At 35.8% G+C, this 18,997-nt stretch carries 19 protein-coding genes, 1 tRNA gene and 1 pseudogene; 7 read left to right on the top strand and 14 right to left on the bottom strand.

Features of this window, described 5'->3' with window-relative positions:
• From NAT50_RS06445 to NAT50_RS06415, 7 genes and pseudogenes are all read right to left on the bottom strand, one after another.
• Nucleotides 1–189: pseudogene (locus NAT50_RS06445) on the bottom strand (IS110-like element ISCaa14 family transposase); the annotation flags it as partial.
• Between the two features lie 250 nt (nt 190–439).
• Complete coding sequence (scpA, locus tag NAT50_RS06440) at nt 440–2,674, bottom strand: methylmalonyl-CoA mutase (protein WP_250592398.1); 2,235 nt, start codon at nt 2,672–2,674, stop codon at nt 440–442.
• 2 nt (nt 2,675–2,676) lie between these two features.
• A complete protein-coding gene (locus tag NAT50_RS06435) occupies nt 2,677–3,129 on the bottom strand; it encodes a hypothetical protein (RefSeq protein ID WP_250592397.1) in 453 nt (150 codons plus the stop codon).
• A gap of 9 nt (nt 3,130–3,138) precedes the next feature.
• On the bottom strand, nt 3,139–4,509 hold the full coding sequence (locus NAT50_RS06430; RefSeq protein WP_250592395.1) for a methylmalonyl-CoA mutase subunit beta: 1,371 nt from the start codon (nt 4,507–4,509) through the stop codon (nt 3,139–3,141).
• 76 nt (nt 4,510–4,585) lie between these two features.
• A complete protein-coding gene (locus tag NAT50_RS06425; protein ID WP_250592393.1) occupies nt 4,586–4,924 on the bottom strand; it encodes an FtsB family cell division protein in 339 nt (112 codons plus the stop codon).
• 5 nt (nt 4,925–4,929) lie between these two features.
• Entirely contained in the window at nt 4,930–5,538 is a 609-nt protein-coding gene (gene udk, locus NAT50_RS06420) for a uridine kinase (protein WP_250592392.1), read from the bottom strand.
• 131 nt (nt 5,539–5,669) lie between these two features.
• A tRNA-Pro gene (locus NAT50_RS06415) sits at nt 5,670–5,744 on the bottom strand.
• A gap of 163 nt (nt 5,745–5,907) precedes the next feature.
• Between NAT50_RS06415 and trxB the strand changes: the two genes are divergently transcribed.
• Nucleotides 5,908–6,855, top strand: coding sequence for a thioredoxin-disulfide reductase (trxB, locus tag NAT50_RS06410; protein ID WP_250592391.1), 948 nt, complete (start codon nt 5,908–5,910; stop codon nt 6,853–6,855).
• Between the two features lie 316 nt (nt 6,856–7,171).
• Here trxB and NAT50_RS06405 read toward each other — a convergent pair whose 3' ends face one another.
• The 5 genes from NAT50_RS06405 to NAT50_RS06385 all read right to left on the bottom strand — a co-directional run bounded on the left by NAT50_RS06405 (nt 7,172) and on the right by NAT50_RS06385 (nt 11,513).
• Nucleotides 7,172–8,005, bottom strand: a complete 834-nt coding sequence (locus NAT50_RS06405) for a GIN domain-containing protein (RefSeq protein WP_250592390.1) — start codon at nt 8,003–8,005, stop codon at nt 7,172–7,174.
• A gap of 100 nt (nt 8,006–8,105) precedes the next feature.
• Nucleotides 8,106–8,837, bottom strand: a complete 732-nt coding sequence (locus NAT50_RS06400; RefSeq protein WP_250592389.1) for a head GIN domain-containing protein — start codon at nt 8,835–8,837, stop codon at nt 8,106–8,108.
• Between the two features lie 107 nt (nt 8,838–8,944).
• Nucleotides 8,945–10,648, bottom strand: a complete 1,704-nt coding sequence (locus NAT50_RS06395; protein WP_250592388.1) for a PspC domain-containing protein — start codon at nt 10,646–10,648, stop codon at nt 8,945–8,947.
• A 7-nt stretch (nt 10,649–10,655) separates the two neighbouring features.
• On the bottom strand, nt 10,656–10,985 hold the full coding sequence (locus NAT50_RS06390) for a PadR family transcriptional regulator (protein WP_250592387.1): 330 nt from the start codon (nt 10,983–10,985) through the stop codon (nt 10,656–10,658).
• 63 nt (nt 10,986–11,048) lie between these two features.
• Nucleotides 11,049–11,513 (bottom strand): DUF4870 domain-containing protein, encoded by a 465-nt coding sequence (locus NAT50_RS06385; RefSeq protein WP_250592386.1) that lies wholly within the window; start codon nt 11,511–11,513, stop codon nt 11,049–11,051.
• Between the two features lie 187 nt (nt 11,514–11,700).
• On the opposite strand from NAT50_RS06385, the gene NAT50_RS06380 reads away from it, so the two are divergent.
• Both NAT50_RS06380 and NAT50_RS06375 read left to right on the top strand, forming a co-directional pair.
• Nucleotides 11,701–12,156, top strand: a complete 456-nt coding sequence (locus NAT50_RS06380; RefSeq protein WP_250592385.1) for a DUF4442 domain-containing protein — start codon at nt 11,701–11,703, stop codon at nt 12,154–12,156.
• Between the two features lie 80 nt (nt 12,157–12,236).
• Nucleotides 12,237–13,145: a TIGR01777 family oxidoreductase gene (locus tag NAT50_RS06375; RefSeq protein ID WP_250592384.1), complete on the top strand. Its 909-nt coding sequence runs from the start codon at nt 12,237–12,239 to the stop codon at nt 13,143–13,145.
• 61 nt (nt 13,146–13,206) lie between these two features.
• On the opposite strand, the gene NAT50_RS06370 is transcribed toward NAT50_RS06375, so the two are convergent.
• Nucleotides 13,207–13,866, bottom strand: a complete 660-nt coding sequence (locus tag NAT50_RS06370) for a YceI family protein (RefSeq protein ID WP_250592382.1) — start codon at nt 13,864–13,866, stop codon at nt 13,207–13,209.
• 180 nt (nt 13,867–14,046) lie between these two features.
• Between NAT50_RS06370 and NAT50_RS06365 the strand changes: the two genes are divergently transcribed.
• Both NAT50_RS06365 and dnaJ read left to right on the top strand, forming a co-directional pair.
• Nucleotides 14,047–14,583: a nucleotide exchange factor GrpE gene (locus NAT50_RS06365; RefSeq protein ID WP_250592381.1), complete on the top strand. Its 537-nt coding sequence runs from the start codon at nt 14,047–14,049 to the stop codon at nt 14,581–14,583.
• 79 nt (nt 14,584–14,662) lie between these two features.
• Entirely contained in the window at nt 14,663–15,778 is a 1,116-nt protein-coding gene (gene dnaJ / locus NAT50_RS06360) for a molecular chaperone DnaJ (protein WP_250592380.1), read from the top strand.
• A gap of 102 nt (nt 15,779–15,880) precedes the next feature.
• On the opposite strand, the gene NAT50_RS06355 is transcribed toward dnaJ, so the two are convergent.
• The gene (locus tag NAT50_RS06355; protein ID WP_250592379.1) at nt 15,881–16,585 is read right to left on the bottom strand and encodes a hypothetical protein; all 705 of its coding nucleotides are present in this window, start codon (nt 16,583–16,585) and stop codon (nt 15,881–15,883) included.
• Between the two features lie 116 nt (nt 16,586–16,701).
• Here NAT50_RS06355 and NAT50_RS06350 point away from each other — a divergent pair, with 116 nt between their 5' ends.
• Nucleotides 16,702–17,628, top strand: coding sequence for an ABC transporter ATP-binding protein (locus NAT50_RS06350; RefSeq protein ID WP_250592378.1), 927 nt, complete (start codon nt 16,702–16,704; stop codon nt 17,626–17,628).
• On the top strand, nt 17,628–18,929 hold the full coding sequence (locus tag NAT50_RS06345) for an ABC transporter permease (RefSeq protein WP_250592377.1): 1,302 nt from the start codon (nt 17,628–17,630) through the stop codon (nt 18,927–18,929). Before NAT50_RS06350 ends, NAT50_RS06345 begins: the two co-directional genes overlap by 1 nt.
• Nucleotides 18,930–18,997: the final 68 nt, after the last annotated feature.

Raw genomic sequence — 18,997 nt, 5'->3', positions numbered from 1 at the left:
ATAATATGGACCACTAGCTTCCATTATACAAATTGATTCAGAGGCGTTTAAATGTTCTAAAAACATCATAAAACCTTCATGATTGTTAGCAAATTTTAAATGCTTATACTTGTCTTCAGGACTAGAAATAGCTACATCAAAAGTTAATTTTGAAATGTCAATTCCAACATAATTGTTACTTTTTTTCATACATTTGTTTTTAAGGAAATTAAAGTAAACGGAAGAAATCTGCTTGAGACTTATCAATCCTAAATGCGGTCTTTGTGACCAATGGACTGTCCAAGTTCAAAAGCAGAGAGAGAAAGGAACTAGCATGCTGAACAGTCTTAATTGACCAATGACAAAATTTAGCTTTTATCTTTCTCTTTCTTCTGTTGAAATAAATTTATAAAATTTTCAAAGAACTTCCTTTTACAAACATAGGATGACAAGTATTCTTTTATTCTTCCAATAAAACTTCTAAAATTGTAATGGCTGCATCGCTAATTTTAGTTCCAGGACCAAAAACAGCAACGGCTCCGGCATCGAATAAGAATTGGTAGTCTTGTGCTGGAATTACACCGCCAACAATGACCATAATATCTTCTCTTCCGTATTTTTTTAGTTCCTCAATCACTTGTGGAACCAGCGTTTTATGTCCCGCTGCCAAAGAAGAAACCCCTAAAATGTGAACGTCGTTTTCCACTGCTTGTTTGGCCGCTTCTTGTGGTGTTTGGAATAAAGGCCCAATGTCTACGTCAAAACCCACGTCGGCATAACCGGTAGCGACTACTTTGGCACCACGATCATGACCGTCTTGTCCCATTTTCGCAATCATAATACGAGGACGACGGCCTTCTTTCTTCGCGAAAGCATCGGCTAGTTGTTTTGCCTTTTCAAAACTTTCATCGTTTTTAATTTCTTTACTATACACGCCACTAAAACTTCTAATTTGTGCTTTATATCTTCCGAAAACCGTTTCCAATGCATCGCTGATTTCCCCTAAGGTGGCTCTGTTTCTTGCGGCATCTACGGCTAAATCTAATAAATTACCTTTGCTTGTTTTCGCACATTCGGTTAGTTTGGCTAAACATTCGGCAACTTTAGCGTTGTCACGAGTCGCTTTGATTTGTTCTAAGCGCTCAATTTGTTGTTTACGAACGGTTTGGTTGTCTACTTCTAAAATATGAAGCGGATCTTCTTTTTCCAAACGGTATTTGTTTACCCCCACAATGATGTCTTGACCGCTGTCGATACGGGCTTGTTTACGTGCGGCTGCTTCTTCAATACGTAATTTTGGAATACCCGCTTCAATCGCTTTGGTCATACCGCCTAATTCTTCCACTTCTTGAATTAAAGCCCAAGCTTTTTCAGCAATTTCAGCGGTTAAACTTTCTACGTAATAACTTCCTGCCCAAGGATCTACTGTTTTGCAGATTTTGGTTTCTTCTTGTAAAAAGATTTGGGTATTACGAGCAATTCGTGCCGAGAAATCGGTTGGTAAAGCAATGGCTTCGTCCAAAGCATTGGTGTGTAACGATTGAGTTCCTCCAAAGGCCGCAGCCGCGGCTTCAATCGCCGTTCGAGCCACGTTATTGAAAGGATCTTGCTCGGTTAAACTCCAACCCGAAGTTTGGCAATGCGTTCTTAAGGCTAATGATTTTTCGTCTTTTGGGTTGAATTGTTTCAACAGTTTTGCCCAAAGCATACGACCGGCACGCATTTTAGCAATTTCCATGAAATGATTCATTCCAATCGCCCAGAAAAACGAAAGGCGAGGAGCAAAGGTGTCAATATCCATTCCTGCTGCTAAACCGGTGCGAATGTATTCTAAACCATCTGCTAAAGTATAGGCTAATTCAATATCGGCAGTAGCTCCAGCTTCTTGCATATGGTAACCCGAAATCGAAATCGAGTTGAATTTCGGCATATTTTTACTCGTATATTCGAAAATATCCGCAATAATTTTCATCGAAGGCGTTGGTGGATAAATGTAGGTATTTCGCACCATGAATTCCTTCAAAATATCGTTTTGAATCGTTCCCGACAATAGGTTAGGAGCAACGCCTTGTTCTTCTGCTGCTACGATATAGAATGCCATAATTGGTAAAACCGCACCATTCATCGTCATTGAAACTGACATTTCACCTAGTGGAATTTGGTCGAAAAGTACTTTCATGTCTTCCACGGAGTCAATTGCTACACCGGCTTTTCCTACGTCACCCACCACGCGCTCGTGATCCGAATCGTAACCACGGTGTGTCGCTAAATCGAAGGCTACGGATAAACCTTTTTGTCCAGCCGCTAAGTTTCTTCGGTAAAAAGCATTACTTTCTTCTGCCGTTGAAAATCCCGCATACTGACGGATTGTCCATGGTCGGCGAACGTACATAGTGGCGTAAGGTCCGCGTAAGTTGGGCGCAAATCCGGCTCCAAAGTCCAAATGTTCTAGTCCTTCAACATCAGCTTTCGAGTAGGTGTTTTTTACATCGATACCTTCTGCTGTGGTGAAAGTATTGGTTTGGTCTCTCGACTCCGCTCGAGATGACAAGTACGACTCTGATCGATTTGACAATTCGGACGCTGCTATAGATGACTGGTTTGAAAAATTTCCTTCCGATGATGTGTTCGGTTTGGCTTCTGCAGCTTTTATAGTTCTGCTGTCCAATGTTATATGTTGTATATTTTTTCTCATTATTATTCTACAATTTTATATAGATAATGACGGTGAATCAGGGTTTTATGTTTGTTGTTGACCAATGCTCCTGTGATGATGGTAGCCGTTCCTCCTGCAAAAAATGAAAAGGCAGCACCATTGCTGTCGGCCGCCAATACTCCTGAAGTTGCAATCATAGCGGCTCCCGTACCCAATAGAATATTTTTTACAGTTCGTCCTCTTTTAGGATAATATTTAATGCTGCTTAGGTTGTCTATTTTTATTTCGGTTTCATTGACCATTAGGGTTTGCAAATCTTTTATCACCAATAAACCTACCACTTTTTTTCGATCGTTAGTGGTTATTTTTACTCTTTGGCCTTCCTCAAAATACGTTGCTTTTCCAGTTTCTTTGTGAGTTGCTTCCATTTTTTTGATTTGACCCAAAAAAGTAGTCGAAATTAATAATAGTGCTAGGGATAATAATTTCTTCATGATGTTGATTTATTGGTTTTCTGAAGCAAGTCTTTCTTGTTCTGTTTTTTCAGCCAATCGTTTTTCTATAATTGGGGTAATAAGAGTTTTTCTTGGGTTGATTTTAACAAAAGGATACAACTCTAAGTCGTCTTTCATACGATCTTTCGGATTTGGATATTTGTTGGTTCCTAGTAAGATTTCTTTTCCAGAATCAAACAAATCTTGTTCTTTTTGTGCGCTTTCCTGAATTTTATGTTGAATAGTGCCCTCTTTTAATTGTTTTAGCAATCCGCCATTGTTTTCAATGTCTTTGAACAAAGTCAAGGCTTTTTCAGCTAATTGAGCGGTTACATTCTCGATATAATAAGCGCCATCTGCCGCATTATCTACTTTGTCGAAATAACTTTCGTGTTTTAACACCAATAATTGATTTCTAGAAATTCTATCACCAAATTCGTTGTCTTTGTGGTATATAGCATCATACGCTAAATTGGCAACGGCATCAGCTCCTCCTAGTATGGCACTCATACATTCAGTAGTCGTTCTTAGCATGTTGACATTGTAATCGTATAAGGTTTTGTTGCGACGTGTTGGTGTGGTAAGGATATGCAAATTACCGGTAAACTGGTATTCAGAGGCCAATGCTTTGAAAAGTATACGAAGGGTTCTAATTTTGGCTATTTCGAAAAAATAATTGGTTCCTACGGCAATTTCAATGCAAATCGGTTGTGAGTAATTTTCAATTTTGTTGAAATATTCGTTAACCTGCGCTAAGCTGTAGGCCAATTGTTGTACCATGTTGGCTCCAGCATTTTGGTAAAGCGAAGCATTGACATGAATAAAACTACTATTTTTACATTCCGATACTAAGGATTGTAGGATCTCAAAATTATCTTTTCCTTCGGCATTGAACCAATTTCCATCCGACGCCAATTGATGAATCGGATCAACAAGACAATAGATTAAGGTATTTTTGGCTGAGGCAATCTGATTGACTTTTTTTATAAAATCAGCCGAAAGAAATTTAAGGTTTAGATAAATGGTATTTTTTTCGATGTCCAAGTCCGATAGGAGTTGATGAATATCAGTCGATTCGTTTTCTATGGTAAATCGAATACTTTCTGCTCCTCGAAGTAAAGCATCTTTGGCTTTTTTTATCGATTTTTCAACATCAAAAACAAAGATATTTTGTACGATTTGAAACGTTTTCTCTTTTTGGGTTTGTGGAGTAGCTATTGCATCTTCGTCATTATGGTAAAAAGGTCTGACTTTAATGCCTTCAGGGCTTTCCCATACTAAGGTTTCGTTATAATCGGCTCCTTTTAATTCGTATTGAATTTGTTGTTTCCATTGTTTAGAAGAAACGGTATCGAATTCGTTGAATAGTTTATTTTTCATAATTAGAAATTCCAAATTGCAACATCAAAAAACACAAAGTGCTTCGTAATTTTTCGATATTAAGTGTTTTTATTTTCTATTGAATTTTATCAAGAGTATCTCCTTCGAATTCAATAATATAAATATCTTCATTTTCGCGTTTCATGAAATATTTTTCACGTGCGTATTTTTCAATTTCAATCGGATTTTTAAGCTTTTTAATTTGTTCCTTGTCTTTTTTAATTTCCTCTTGATAATACGCTTTATTATCTTCTAGTTCTTCAATATCCTGATTTAGGATTCGATGGTCTAGATAGGAATAGTTATCTAAAAACAACATCCAAATTATAAAAAATAAAGTCACAAGGAAATATTTGTTTCCTATAAATTTAATCCAAGTACTATTGGAGAAAAATGCGGTGACTTTTTCTTTCATTAAAGTTACGAAATTCTTTGGTTAATTACTGCGCGAACTACATCGATCGCTACAGTATTGTATTTATCGTTCGGTATAATAATATCAGCGAAGGCTTTGGTAGGTTCTATGAACTGTTCGTGCATCGGTTTTAAAGTGGTTTGATAGCGGTTTAAAACCTCTTCCATGTCGCGACCTCGTTCTGCAATATCACGTTTTAAACGACGAATTAATCGTTCGTCTGAATCGGCATGCACAAAAATTTTGATGTCAAACATTTCCCGAAGCTCAGGATTGGTTAAAATTAGAATCCCTTCAACAATCATTACCTTTCTCGGTAAAGTATGAATCGTGTCGCCGGTACGGTTGTGTTTTACAAAAGAATATACAGGCTGATCGATTGCCTTTCCTTCTTTTAAATCTTTTAAATGTTGTACTAAAAGTTCGAAGTCGATAGCACGAGGATGATCGAAATTGATTTTTGAACGTTCTTCCAAACTCAAATCGTGGGTTTCTTTGTAATAAGAATCTTGGGAAAGAATTCCTACTTCCGTTTCGGGTAATTCGTTCATGATTTGATGAACAACGGTTGTTTTTCCTGAGCCTGTGCCTCCTGCAATGCCTATAATTAACATATTAATTGTGTTGATTCTAAAGTGGCAAAAATAGGAAATTATTTTAGAGTGTTTTTGTTTGAGTTAATGTTTTTTATGAAGTGTGCAAAAACAAAAAATCCTTCCTGTTTCACAAGAAGGACTAACTTTCGTCGGGGTGGCAGGATTCGAACCTGCGACCTCCTGGTCCCAAACCAGGCGCGATGACCGGGCTACGCTACACCCCGAAAGCGGGTGCAAATATAAGAATTTATTTTAGTAAAAAAATATTTTTTCGATTTTTTTATCGTTCCCATTTGAAATGTTTATAAAACTATTGAAAACTGTGATTTTAAATTGATGATTTTACTCAATAAATTTGGTATTTTTGGTTCATTAAAAAATAATATTATGTCAGATTCGATAGAAAGAGTAAAATGTTTGATTATAGGTTCCGGTCCTGCGGGATATACTGCTGCTATTTACGCTGCTAGAGCTAATATGAATCCGGTGTTGTATCAAGGAATTCAGCCAGGCGGGCAGTTGACCACCACCAATGAAGTAGAAAATTTTCCGGGTTATCCAGAAGGTATTACTGGGCCTGAAATGATGTTGCAATTAGAAGCTCAAGCTAAACGTTTTGGTACTGATATTAGAACAGGCTGGGTGACTAAAGTCGATTTTTCAGGAGAAATTCACAAAGTTTGGGTGAATGATGAAAAAGAATTGCATTGTGATACCGTTATTATTTCTACGGGTGCTTCGGCCAAATATTTAGGATTGCCTTCAGAGCAACATTACTTGAATATGGGTGGAGGCGTATCGGCTTGTGCTGTATGTGATGGTTTCTTTTACCGTAATCAAGAAGTGGTTATCGTAGGCGCAGGAGATAGCGCGTGTGAGGAAGCACATTATTTATCTAAATTATGTAAAAAAGTGACCATGTTGGTTCGTAGCGAACAATTTAGAGCTTCTAAAATCATGGAAGAACGCGTGCGCAAAACCGAGAATATCGAAATTTTGATGAACACAGAAACGGATGAAGTTTTAGGTGATGGTCAGGTGGTTTCAGCGGTACGTGTTAAAAATAGAGTAACCGGTGAGACACATGAGATTCCAGCTACTGGTTTCTTTGTGGCAATAGGTCACAAACCTAATACGGATATTTTTAAAGACTACATCACTTTAGATGAGACAGGTTATATTGTTAATACCCCGGGTACTTCTAAAACGAATGTTGCTGGTGTGTTTGTAGCGGGTGACGCTGCGGATCATGTATACCGTCAGGCGATTACTGCTGCGGGTACCGGTTGTATGGCGGCGTTAGATGCTGAACGATATTTAGCAGCTAAAGGATAATGTAATCCTTTGGAGTAAGATTTATAAAAGAGAGTTTTTCTTGTTCTCGATATAATTTTCTACCGAAAGTTACTCGAACTGACGAAAAACTCTTTTTTTGTTCTCGATACAATATTCTACGGATCATTAATCGAACTGGAGGAAGAATTCTATATTAATTGTTCTCGATATATTCCACTGAAATCGTTCTAGAATTGTAGTGACCTTTAAAATGATTTTGTTTCTTACATTTTGAAAATATTCGAAGTTACTTTGTTGATAATTTTTAAATAATCACAAATAAAAAAACCAGCCTATTAGGCTGGTTTTTTATGATTTATTTTGACTTTTTATACAGAGTGGCGTCATCTGCAAATTTTTTGATTTCTATTTTAGGATCTCCCAAAATGGTTACTTCCGCCTTACCGGTAGCGGTAATGATTAAGTTGTCTTTGGCTCTTACGGAGCAGTTCACATAATTTTCTGCGGTAACGTCAAGAGATTTAATAGATAGGTTTTTTCCAATAAATTTAGTGTTGTTATCCAGACGCAGTCTCATGTCGTTGGTGTCCCCTTCGATATCGGCTTCTGCTTTTTGGTACATGTCGAATTTCAGCTTGTTAGTAGCAATCAACGCTTTCATTTCGGCATTTTTATTCATTTCAATCGTTGTTTCACTTCCTTTCAAGTTCATCTCGATTTTTGATTTATCTGTAGCAATAATCGAAAAATTAGGGCAGTTGACATTGATGAACGATTTAGAATAGTCGAAGGTTTTAAGCGTGATTGATGCTAAGTTTAGTTCTTGAATAGCATTCAGTTTCGCTTCATGTTTTACAGTGATTAGTTTTAAACTATCGGTATAAAACACGCGCACTTCAAATTTTTTGAAAGAGGTTACTTCCTTGTTCGTATTTACTCGCAAGGTTGTACCGTATACTTGTTTGTTGATGGTTGCATGTAAGTTGTCATCGGCTTCCACTTCAATAGCATTTTTGTCACTTTTTATGAGATAAAGGTCGATGTTGTCTTCTACCTCGATTTGGTCAAAAGATGGAATAGCACTTTTTTCTAGAGTTACTATTTTAGTCCCTTTTACTTTTTCTTTCTTTTGTGCCAAAACTATTGTAGTACAAAGTAGGAGTACTACCAAAAGTGTGATTTTTTTCATAAACATAGCCGTTTTTTAATTTTTGAAAACTATAATGATTGCAAATATAAAAAAATCATCCGCTTGGGGCGAATGATTTCAAGAAATGATCGGTGATGTTTTAGTTGAAAGACACGTCTCCTCCAGAACTCTCTTGGATATTTATTTTTTTAGGTGTCTTAACATATTCAATGGTAGAACCGCTTGAAGCTTGAGCATTTAGCGCCAAAATAGGATGAACACTGATATCGCTTCCGCTGGAACTGTCGGCATTAATATCGTTGGCTAAAAGGCCTTTCGCATTGATACTACTTCCGCTAGAAGAAGAGATGTCGACCATCATGGCTTTTCCTTTGATTTTTATATCGCTTCCACTCGAGGCATCCAATGTGATTTTTTCGGATTCTACATTGGCTATAATATTGGCAGCACTACTCGATTTCAGGGAGATATTGTTGCTTCTGATGTCTCCTTTGGTTCTTAAGGTTGCGCCACTATTGGCTTCAAGACCCGTTACCATGGGTAGCATTACTTGAATGGTCTTCGATTTTACGTTGGAATAATTGTTGTATTTTGAAGAAATCACTAAAGTGCCGTTTTCTACTTGAGTGGTTATGCCTTCTTGCAGATTGTCATCGGCGATTACAACCACTTTGAACTCGTCGGTTTGTATTACTTCACAATCTAATCCTTTTTTTACTTCAATTTTGGTAAAATCGCCTACTTTTCTTTCTTCAGAAACTACATGGCCGCTTCCTTTGATATTTTTTTGAGAACCTGAAACCTCAAAGTTACAAGCTCCGAATAGCAAGGCAACGATGGTTGCCATGACTATTTTTACAATGTGAATCATTAGCTTTATCATAGTTTGTTTATTTGATGGAAGTCTTATCCGTTGATTTTTAGTTTTTTACTTTAAAAATAAGTAATAATTGTTTATGTCAGTCGGATTCGTCTTGTTTATTTTGTTTTGATGATGATACCGTCTTCGCTGATTTTTAATTCTTTAATTTCTTTAGTATCAGAAATTATCGTATCGTTTTTAATTTGTACTCCATTTTCATTGATGATTACTTTCGATGATTCATCATAATCCTCTTCGTCAGGAGGGCAGTTCAGACATTTTACTCGGTTGTCTACTACTTGGTATACATAGTCTTCTGTACTGTAGTGCATGTCAAAGAAATCGTTATCCGACACATCATAATCTTCTACAGACTCATGTGGTTTGATGTAAGTTCCTTTTGGAAGATACAGGTAGATAGTGACATCTTGACCATGATATTTTCCTTTGGCATCGGTAAGGAAATAATTGTCTAAGATTAACTCATTCCCTTTGATGGTATAGTTGTATCTAATTTTTTCTGCACTTCTCTTGGCTTCATTAAAAGAACTTCCTTTGGCATTTTTTTCAATTTGCAGGTAAGGCATTTTTTCATCCGTTGGTAAAATTTCAAAATCAATATCATTAGAGTAAATGCAATCTACACCGCTAGAATCTTGAACCAATTTGAACTCGTCGTTGTTGTAAAAATCTTTAGCGAAATAATCGTTGTATCGGAACTTGATATTTAAGGTATCCGTGGAAGCAATATTTAAGATTTCTTTTTTTACGACTTTATTATCAAAAGCAACTTCACTGGCTGTTTTGGCAAACAAAGCAATAATGATTCCTACGGAAACAATCCACACAGCAAACAATGTATATTTTGCAATACTTCCGATGGATTTTAGGTTGTTCACTAAAATTTTTAACCCTAACAGAATTAAAAAGAAAAACGGAATTCCAATGGCTAAGAAGAACAATAGCGCTACTAACCAGATAGAAGTATTGGTGTAGTTGAACGATTCGAAATAGTTAATCCATGGCACGTCCAAATGTGCACTTGAACCTAAAGTGAACAAGCTCACCAGTAAACTAATGATAGTTATTGCTGAAATAAAGATAATGAAAGCTCCTACCACTTTCGCAAACACATTCATTAACGATACAATAATATCCCCTAAAGAACTTCCTACTCTTTGAGCGCCCGATTTTACTTGGTTCCCCATTTGCGCATAATTGGTGTTTTTTATTCTTTCGGATACATTTTCAAATTCTTCCTTTACCTTTTTTTCAATATTTGAAATGGTAATCGGTTCCCCAGTCATCTCTAATTTTTCAGAAGTTGTTACTGCCTCAGGAGTTACCGCCCATAAAACGATATAAGCCAAAATTCCTGTACCGAAACCGGCAAAAACTAGTAAAACTAATATTACTCGGATCCACACTTTGTCAATTCCAAAATAATGTCCTAATCCAGAACATACTCCCGCAACGATACCCGTATCTTTGTCACGGTACAATTTTTTAGTATAATTAGAGCTAGTGTAATTGTAGTTGGCCTGAGTAGCTTCTTCCCCTTCAATTTTGTAATCTTCAGGTTGTCCCATGATCGCAATAACATCGTCTACATCTTTAAGACTCAGTACTTGTTTGCTATGGTCTAATTTTTCAGAAAACAATTCAGAAATTCTACTTTCAATATCGCTCATGATCTCGTCACGTGCTTCAACCGATAAGGATTTTTTGATTGCTTCAAAGTAACGCCCTAGTTTTTGATAAGCATCTTCATCAATATGGAAGAAGAAGCCTCCTAAATTTATGTTTACTGTCTTGTTCATCGTTTTTTTAGTTTTGAGTAGTTATTGTGTTAACAGCACCTGCTAGTTCGTTCCAAGTGATGCTGAGTTCTTTTAAAAATTCCTTTCCTTCGTCGGTTAGACCATAATATTTTCGGGGAGGTCCAGAGGTGGATTCTTCCCAGCGATAGGTAAGTAGTCCATCGTTTTTAAGTCTTGTCAATAAAGGGTATACAGTGCCTTCTACCACTAATAATTTGGCATTTTTTAGCGTTTCAAGTATTTCAGAGGTATAAGCGTCCTTTTCTTTTAGCACTGATAAGATACAAAATTCTAAGACTCCTTTACGCATCTGAGCTTTTGTGTTCTCAATGTTCATGGGATTTCTTTTTTGTTGTTAAACTGTTCATTTTTGATTGATGATTGATGATGATGATTGATTTTATTTTAGATAGTTGATGGTAAACGGATATTCTACAGGTTCTCCGTTATTTGCTTTGATAGCTTCGTAAATGATAATGAAAAATTCAGCCAATTTCATGATAGCATAAAGACTTACACTGATAGCAGCAACAATGACCAAGTTTGGAATGTTACCTGCTGCAATCTCTTGAATGAGTATGTTTCCGTTTTCTATTTCTTTAAAACCTATACTGTTAAAGGCAAAATATACTATTAAGGGTACAGCAAAGATTAATAATAGTAAAGAATAGGTTAGGATGCTCAACTGAAAATTCAGTACTTGTTTGCCGTTATGGTCAATATAGTCTGAAGTTCCTTTTTTGGTACTCCACAAAATAATTGGCATAACAAAATTTCCAAATGGGATAAAGTATTTGGCGAAAACACTTAGATGAAGTAGCGTGGCATACTTTTTTTCGTTTCTTTTAATTGTTTGATTTTCCATGATTTTGATTTGATTGATGATTAAAACTCGATAATACTTTTTTTAGCTTATTAATTTCTTATACAAAGATAAATCTAAAAGAAGGTATTATGCAAAACAAAGTAGTGTAATTTAACTTTTTTTTAACAAATTTAATTATTAGGCAAGCATAGTATTTTTTTGTATCTTGGCAAAAAATCAACTATTTATGGAGTTTACCCCCTCAAAATTGAACACCTTTTTGTTTTTTAAATTACCCTCGGCTTTTTGGTGTGGCGTAAGAACAAAAACGATCAGCGAGACACAATGTGAAGTTTCGGTGAAGCATCGTTGGATTAATCAGAATCCATTTCAATCGATGTATTTTGCGGTACAAGCTATGGCTGCCGAATTATCTACCGGTGCTTTGGTGATGTTGCATATTAAAAAAAGTGGAAAAAATATTTCCATGTTGGTAGCGAATAATAAAGCGACTTTTACCAAGAAAGCTAAAGGTCGTATTACCTTTACCTGTAAAGATGGTCATTTAATTACTGATGCTATTGAAAAAACAATAGCGACAGGCGACGGACAAACATTCTGGATGCAATCGATAGGCATTGATGAAAAAGGAGATCAAGTGTCGGTATTTGATTTTGAATGGACTATCCGTGTTAAACGATAGGGTTTTACAACCGTTAAAATTGTTACAATTAATATTTACTTAGGTTTTTCCTGTCGTAAATTTGAAGTAAAATTCATTCGATGAAAGTACTAATTACAGGAGCCACGGGATTGGTAGGTGAAGAAATCACCAAATTGCTGTTGAAAAATGGCGTTAAAGTGAATTATTTGACTACTTCCAAAAGTAAAATTCAGCATCAGCCTAATTATCAAGGTTTTTATTGGAATCCTACAGAAGGCATAATTGATGAAAGCTGCCTTATCGGCGTTACGGCTATTATTAATTTAGCGGGTGCTTCTATTGCGGAGCGTTGGACATTATCCTACAAAGAAGAAATTGTAGAGAGTAGAACTAATGCTATTCATCTATTGTACAATGTTTTAAAAAATAATCCCAATCAAGTTGCATATTTCGTTTCGGCTTCGGCAATTGGGGTCTATCCGGATGATTTACACAAAGAGTATACAGAAGATTTTATACAGTTTAATGATAGTTTTTTAACCAATGTAGTGGTTAAGTGGGAAGAAGCAGCCAGTTCTATTGAACGATTGGGGATTCCAGTGGGTAAAATTCGCGTAGGCTTGGTCTTATCGGACAAAGGCGGTGCCTTGCCTAAAATGGTAAAACCTTTGAAAATGGGAGCAGGTGCGGCATTTGGTTCCGGTAAGCAATGGCAATCGTGGATACATGTCTCCGATTTGGCTTCCTTGTTTTTCTTTGCCGTTCAGCATCAGCTTTCGGGTGTTTTTAATGGTGTAGCGCCGAATCCTGTGACCAATGCGGAAATGATTAAACAAATTTCTCAAACTTTAGATATTCCTGTTTTCTTACCTAATATTCCGAAATTTGTTTTAAAACTCGTTTTAGGGGAAATGCATACCGTTCTCTTTGAAAGTCAGAAAGTCAGTTCCCAAAAAATTGAAGCAGCCGGTTTCGAATTTCAATTCAGAAAACTAGAATCAGCTTTGAAGAATTTATTACAAAAATGATAAAAAGCACTCGAAGAAGAGTGCTTTTTATCATTTTTAGTTTGGTTGTGTCATTCAGGATTTATCTTGTAGCTCTAATTTCAACCTCTATTTCTATTTCATCGTTAATGAATTTATCTTTCAAATCTGCAAATAACGATTTAGATGCAAAATTAACATTGAAATAGGTTCGGTTTAAGATCATTTTTTCAGTTTTTAGAATCACTTCTTTGTCGTTGATGGTCACATCTGCTGCAAAATTAATGGCTTTAGTAACTCCTTTAATAGAAAGATTACCAAATATTTGTACTTTACCTTCTCTAGGTTCTACTTTGGTAATTCTAAAATCGGAAGTAGGGTATTTAGTGACATTAAAGAAATCATCTTTGTTTTTATCTCCAGTTCCTTTCAGGTGATTTTCCAAATCGGCTTTACCTTCCTCAGGTTTTAGATCGGTTACGGTGATGGTATTCATGTCAATAAAAAAGCTTCCAGAAGTAATCATACTATCTTTTACCGTTACTTCTCCTTCCTTCAAATTAATGGTTCCCGTATGGGTTCGGGTAGGCTTAGAGCCTGACCATTTCACTAAAGACGTTTTGGTGTCTACCGTATATTTTAGACCGTCTTTGGTTACTGAACTTTCCATTGAAGTGCTTTCCTGAGTATCGGTCTTTTCTTTTTTGCAGGAAACGGTTAAAGACAGTACGCCAATCACGAGTATTGCGATACATTTTTTCATAGTAGTGTAGTTTAAAAGTTTGTAATTTATTTGTAATCACTAATTTAGGGAATATTGTCTGTTATACCAAATATCTATCAAAATTATTAGTGACAATTTGGCATTTTTGAGGCTTTGGCAGTACTTTTGCAATCGAAAGAGAAAAAAAGGAATATAAATTACACTATTTAATCTAGAGATATGAGCCAAGAAGGAACTGAAAACATCGAGAAAAAGGCATTGGAAAATGAAAATGTTTCAGAAAATCAGGAGATTACCAATCCTGAAATGTCAGTTGAAGAAAAGCTTCAGGAAGAATTAGCTGCTGAAAAAGACAAATTTTTACGTTTGTTTGCTGAATTCGAAAACTATAAAAAACGTACTTCTAAAGAGCGTATAGAGTTATTCAAAACTGCAGGGCAAGAAGTTTTACAAGCTATGTTGCCCGTTTTGGATGATTTTGACAGAGCTTGGGCACAAATTTCAAAATCAGAAGACGAAGCTCTAGTAAAAGGAGTGGAGTTGATTCACGAAAAACTTAAATCGACATTGACTTCTAAAGGTTTGGAGTTGGTTGAAATTAAACAGGGTGATGCCTTTGATGCGGATTTCGCCGAAGCAATCACTCAAATCCCAGCCGGAGACGATCTTAAAGGAAAAGTAGTGGATGTGGTAGAAAAAGGATACAAATTGGGAGATAAAATTATTCGTTTCCCTAAAGTGGTTATTGGAAACTAAATGTGAATTACGGTCTTAAAAAGTTGTTTAATCATACAAACAATGAAGTTTTAAGATTGGAATTGGGAATTTTTGGACTATGAAAAAAGATTATTACGAAATATTAGGCGTTAGCAAAGGCGCTACAGAAGCGGAAATTAAAAAGGCGTATCGAAAAAAAGCGATCGAATTTCACCCTGACAAAAATCCAGGTGATAAAGAAGCGGAAGAAAAATTCAAAGAAGCAGCTGAAGCCTACGAAATATTAAGTGATGCTGACAAGCGCGCTCGTTACGATCAGTACGGACATGCAGCGTTTGATGGTGCTGGAGGATTTGGTGGAGGTGGTCATATGAACATGGACGATATTTTCAGTCAGTTTGGTGATATTTTCGGAAGTGCTTTTGGTGGAGGCTTTAGTGGTTTTGGCGGAGGCGGAGGCCAACGTCGTGCCAAAGGAAGCAATCTACGTATCAAGGTCAAATTGACTTTGGAAGAAATTGCCAATGGTGTAGAAAAGAAAGTCAAAGTAAAACGCAAAGTACAAGCTCCCGGTGTAACCTACAAAACTTGTGGTACGTGTAATGGTACGGGACAGGTAGTTCGCGTTACCAATACGATTTTGGGTAGAATGCAAACCGCTTCGCCTTGTCCAACTTGTGGCGGTATGGGACAATCTATCGATTCAAAACCTAACAATGCCGATGCGCAAGGAATGATTCTAGAAGACGAAACGGTATCTATCAAAATTCCAGCAGGTGTGGTAGACGGGATGCAATTGAAAGTATCCGGAAAAGGTAACGATGCGCCAGGTAACGGAATTTCAGGAGACTTGATCGTAGCTATAGAAGAAATAGAACATGAGTTTTTGAAACGCGAAGGCGAAAATCTGCATTACGATTTATATATCAGTTATCCAGAAGCTGTTTTAGGCGTTTCTAAAGACATTGAAGCCGTAAATGGAAAAGTGAGAATTAAATTGGAAGAAGGCATTCAATCGGGTAAAATTTTACGTTTGAAAGGAAAAGGAATACCTAGTTTAAACAGTTACGGAAACGGCGATTTGTTGGTACATGTAAATGTGTGGACACCTAAAAACCTTTCGAAAGAACAAAAGAAATTCTTCGAAGAGAATTTAGACCATCCAAATTTTGCTCCTAAACCTGAAAAATCAGACAAATCTTTCTTTGAAAAAGTCAAAGACATGTTTTCATAGGTCACATAGTTCGGTCTGAGATTTTAATTTCTAGGTCGTTCAAGGTACTCAACATAATATCCCAATTTTTCACTGTAATAGAGAGTGAAAAGTTGGGATTTTTTAATTAATTTCATCAATTTTATAATTGATGTCGCCTATTATCTTTTCAGGTACAGTATAAGGAAACCCTTTTAAGAAAAAGGCTTGTCCAAGATGACAATTTTTACCCTCAGTATAAAATACTTCAAAATTGGAGAGTTCTATTGATTCAATGGAATAGGGTAAAAATTTTGAATTTTTAAATCGATCTCTAATTGTGTTTTCTACTGTTAAAAAAATATCCTTGTAATATCCTTCAACCGGTGAAACAATGAGTTCTTTTATTTTTGGTCCTTGTATACTTCCAGTTTCATAATTAATTTCAATAGAATTGTCTAAAGAAACAATTTGAATTGTGAAAATGTTTTCAATAAAACTTACGTAAAAATGCAATTCTACGGTGAGATTCGTTTTGTTGGATTGTTCGAGTTGAATAATACCACCATAATTTGGGACAAAACCATAAGTAGCACCTGTTACAGTATAGTTTTTAAATGAATTCTTTATATCCAAGAGCACACTTTCCTCCCAGTTTTCGTTAAAATTATCTTTATTTTCTATTTTGTTTATGATTTCATTTTTTAAAAAAATTATACCAATGTGATTTTGATAAGCTTTAGAATTCTTCTTTATTCCTAGCGGATAATATTTAGAAACTATATTATAAATAGTAGGTTGGTAGAATTTTAATTCTTCAAGTGAAAATATTTGAAGGCTTTTTTTCATAAAGTTTTTTGAGTTTACATATCAAATATAGTAAAAAACTTACATTTGTAACAAAATGATATACTTTGTATCTAACAAGATAAATTAATTACTTTTACATCACTGAAACAAACATAATGGACAACATTCTTGAAGTAAAAAATGTAGTGAAACAATACGGTACTTACACCGCTTTAAATTCGGTTTCATTACAGGTTCCCAAAGGTAGTATTTATGGGTTGTTGGGGCCAAACGGAGCCGGAAAAACCTCACTGATACGCATCATTAATCAAATTACAATGCCGGACGCTGGAGAAATCTTACTAGATGGTGAGCCATTGTCGCCGCATCATATTTCCTATATTGGTTATATGCCTGAGGAACGAGGACTTTATAAAACCATGAAAGTGGGTGAACAAGCTTTGTATTTGGCTCAACTTAAAGGGATGTCCCACGAAGAAGCCAAAAAACAATTGAAATATTGGTTTGAAAAGTTCGGAATTGAAGGATGGTGGAACAAAAAAATCCAAGAACTGTCTAAAGGGATGGCTCAAAAAATTCAATTTATAGTGACCGTTTTACACCAACCCAAATTGTTGATTTTAGATGAACCTTTTTCTGGTTTCGATCCGGTGAATGCCAATTTAATCAAGGACGAAATTGTTGAATTGAATAAAAAAGGGACTTCCATTATTTTTTCGACACACCGTATGGAAAGTGTGGAAGAAATGTGTGATTATATTGCTTTGATTCATCAATCGAATAAATTGATTGAAGGTAAGCTAAGCGATGTGAAAAAAGAGTACAGAACCAATAAATTTCAGGTAGGAATTTTAACCAATAATGTAGAGGGATTACTTTATGATCTTACGCAGAAGTTTAAGATTGGTGAGGCGAACTTTAAATCGTTGAACGATGAGTTAAAACTAGAAGTCGATCTAGGGAATTATTCACAGAATGAATTGTTACAGCTTCTGCTTCAAAACGGTCAAGTGACTCATTTTACCGAAAATATTCCAAGTGTTAATGATATTTTTATTCAAACTGTAACCAATCGAAACTAATGGGGGTATTAAAGTTAATTATAAAGAGAGAATTTATAGCCAAAGTACGCAATAAATCGTTTATCGTCATGACATTTTTAAGTCCATTATTAATGGTGGCGTTGTCGTTATTTATAGCATACTTAGCCAATATGAATAAGGGGGAAATCAGTCAAATTGCCATTCATGACACCTCAGGAATACTGAGAAAAGAATTTAAAGATGATGAAGAAACCCATTATATAGATCTTACCGGAATGCCTCTGAAATTGGCCAAAGAAACGGCTTTTAAGAGTTATGAAGGCTTAATTTATGTTCCTACTGTTTCGAATATAAACGAATTGACTAAAAAGGTAGAATATATTTCGGAGGATAGTCCAAGCATGGAATCGATTATGAAAATGGAAAAAGTAATCGATAATACTTTAACTCATTTCAACTTAAAACAATTAGGTTTTGATGCAACTAAAATCGATGCAGCCAAGGTTGATTCCGATATTCATCTCATTAAATTTTCGGGAGAAGATACGGTGAAAGGGCTTAATGAAATTAAAGTAGGAATTGGTAGTGCTTTTGGTTACCTGATTATGATGTTTATTATCATTTACGGAAATATGGTGATGCGAAGCGTGATTGAAGAAAAAACCAACCGTATTATTGAAATTATAGTTTCTTCTGTGAAACCGTTTCAATTAATGTTGGGAAAAATCATCGGAACGTCTCTTGCTGGAATTTTACAATTTGCCATTTGGGCTATCGTTGGTGGCGTTATTCTTTTTGGAGTTACCACAATGTTTGGAGTTCAAACGGGACCTACCGCTACCGTTTCTCCGGAAATGATGGATATGGCTCAAAAAGAAATGGGAACATTACCAGCCTACATCCGTGAACTTTGGAATTTGCCCATAGCGACTTTAATTATCTCTTTTGTGGTGTATTTCATAGGAGGATACTTTTTATACAGTTCACTTTATGCTGCTATTGGTGCTGCAGTAGATTCTGAAACAGATTCTCAACAGTTTTTATTGCCTATTATTATGCCTTTAATGCTTGGGGTCTATGTCGGTTTTTTTACTGTGATGAACGATCCTCACGGAACTGTAGCTACAGTATTTTCGATGATTCCACTTACGTCTCCTATAGTAATGCTTATGCGTATTCCTTTTGGAGTGCCACTTTGGCAATTAATTCTTTCGGTAGTATTGCTTTTTGGTACATTCCTTGCAGTGGTTTGGTTCGCCTCTAAGATTTACCGCGTAGGAATCCTGATGTATGGAAAAAAACCTACTTGGAAAGAGTTGTATAAGTGGTTAAAATATTAAGGAAAAAGTAGCAACAAACGATAAAAGGACCGAATTTTGTTTTTTTATTGTTGCTGTAAAAAATAAGA

This window comes from Flavobacterium luminosum, assembly GCF_023635005.1.
In the GTDB taxonomy this organism is placed as follows: Bacteria; Bacteroidota; Bacteroidia; order Flavobacteriales; family Flavobacteriaceae; genus Flavobacterium; species Flavobacterium luminosum.
Note: the sequence above shows the minus strand (reverse complement) of the source record. Positions and strands in the feature narration are given on the sequence as shown.

Coding starts and splice junctions, on each gene's coding strand:
- trxB (WP_250592391.1), top strand. CDS start 5,908: ATGTCAGATTCGATAGAAAGAGTAAAATGTTTGATTATAGGTTCCGGT.
- NAT50_RS06355 (WP_250592379.1), bottom strand. CDS start 16,585: ATGAAAAAAAGCCTTCAAATATTTTCACTTGAAGAATTAAAATTCTAC.
- udk (WP_250592392.1), bottom strand. CDS start 5,538: ATGTTAATTATAGGCATTGCAGGAGGCACAGGCTCAGGAAAAACAACC.
- NAT50_RS06385 (WP_250592386.1), bottom strand. CDS start 11,513: ATGGAAAATCAAACAATTAAAAGAAACGAAAAAAAGTATGCCACGCTA.
- scpA (WP_250592398.1), bottom strand. CDS start 2,674: ATGAGAAAAAATATACAACATATAACATTGGACAGCAGAACTATAAAA.
- NAT50_RS06430 (WP_250592395.1), bottom strand. CDS start 4,509: ATGAAAAATAAACTATTCAACGAATTCGATACCGTTTCTTCTAAACAA.
- NAT50_RS06345 (WP_250592377.1), top strand. CDS start 17,628: ATGGGGGTATTAAAGTTAATTATAAAGAGAGAATTTATAGCCAAAGTA.
- NAT50_RS06370 (WP_250592382.1), bottom strand. CDS start 13,866: ATGAAAAAATGTATCGCAATACTCGTGATTGGCGTACTGTCTTTAACC.
- NAT50_RS06405 (WP_250592390.1), bottom strand. CDS start 8,005: ATGAAAAAAATCACACTTTTGGTAGTACTCCTACTTTGTACTACAATA.
- dnaJ (WP_250592380.1), top strand. CDS start 14,663: ATGAAAAAAGATTATTACGAAATATTAGGCGTTAGCAAAGGCGCTACA.
- NAT50_RS06435 (WP_250592397.1), bottom strand. CDS start 3,129: ATGAAGAAATTATTATCCCTAGCACTATTATTAATTTCGACTACTTTT.
- NAT50_RS06390 (WP_250592387.1), bottom strand. CDS start 10,985: ATGAACATTGAGAACACAAAAGCTCAGATGCGTAAAGGAGTCTTAGAA.
- NAT50_RS06375 (WP_250592384.1), top strand. CDS start 12,237: ATGAAAGTACTAATTACAGGAGCCACGGGATTGGTAGGTGAAGAAATC.
- NAT50_RS06365 (WP_250592381.1), top strand. CDS start 14,047: ATGAGCCAAGAAGGAACTGAAAACATCGAGAAAAAGGCATTGGAAAAT.
- NAT50_RS06380 (WP_250592385.1), top strand. CDS start 11,701: ATGGAGTTTACCCCCTCAAAATTGAACACCTTTTTGTTTTTTAAATTA.
- NAT50_RS06400 (WP_250592389.1), bottom strand. CDS start 8,837: ATGATTCACATTGTAAAAATAGTCATGGCAACCATCGTTGCCTTGCTA.
- NAT50_RS06395 (WP_250592388.1), bottom strand. CDS start 10,648: ATGAACAAGACAGTAAACATAAATTTAGGAGGCTTCTTCTTCCATATT.
- NAT50_RS06425 (WP_250592393.1), bottom strand. CDS start 4,924: ATGAAAGAAAAAGTCACCGCATTTTTCTCCAATAGTACTTGGATTAAA.
- NAT50_RS06350 (WP_250592378.1), top strand. CDS start 16,702: ATGGACAACATTCTTGAAGTAAAAAATGTAGTGAAACAATACGGTACT.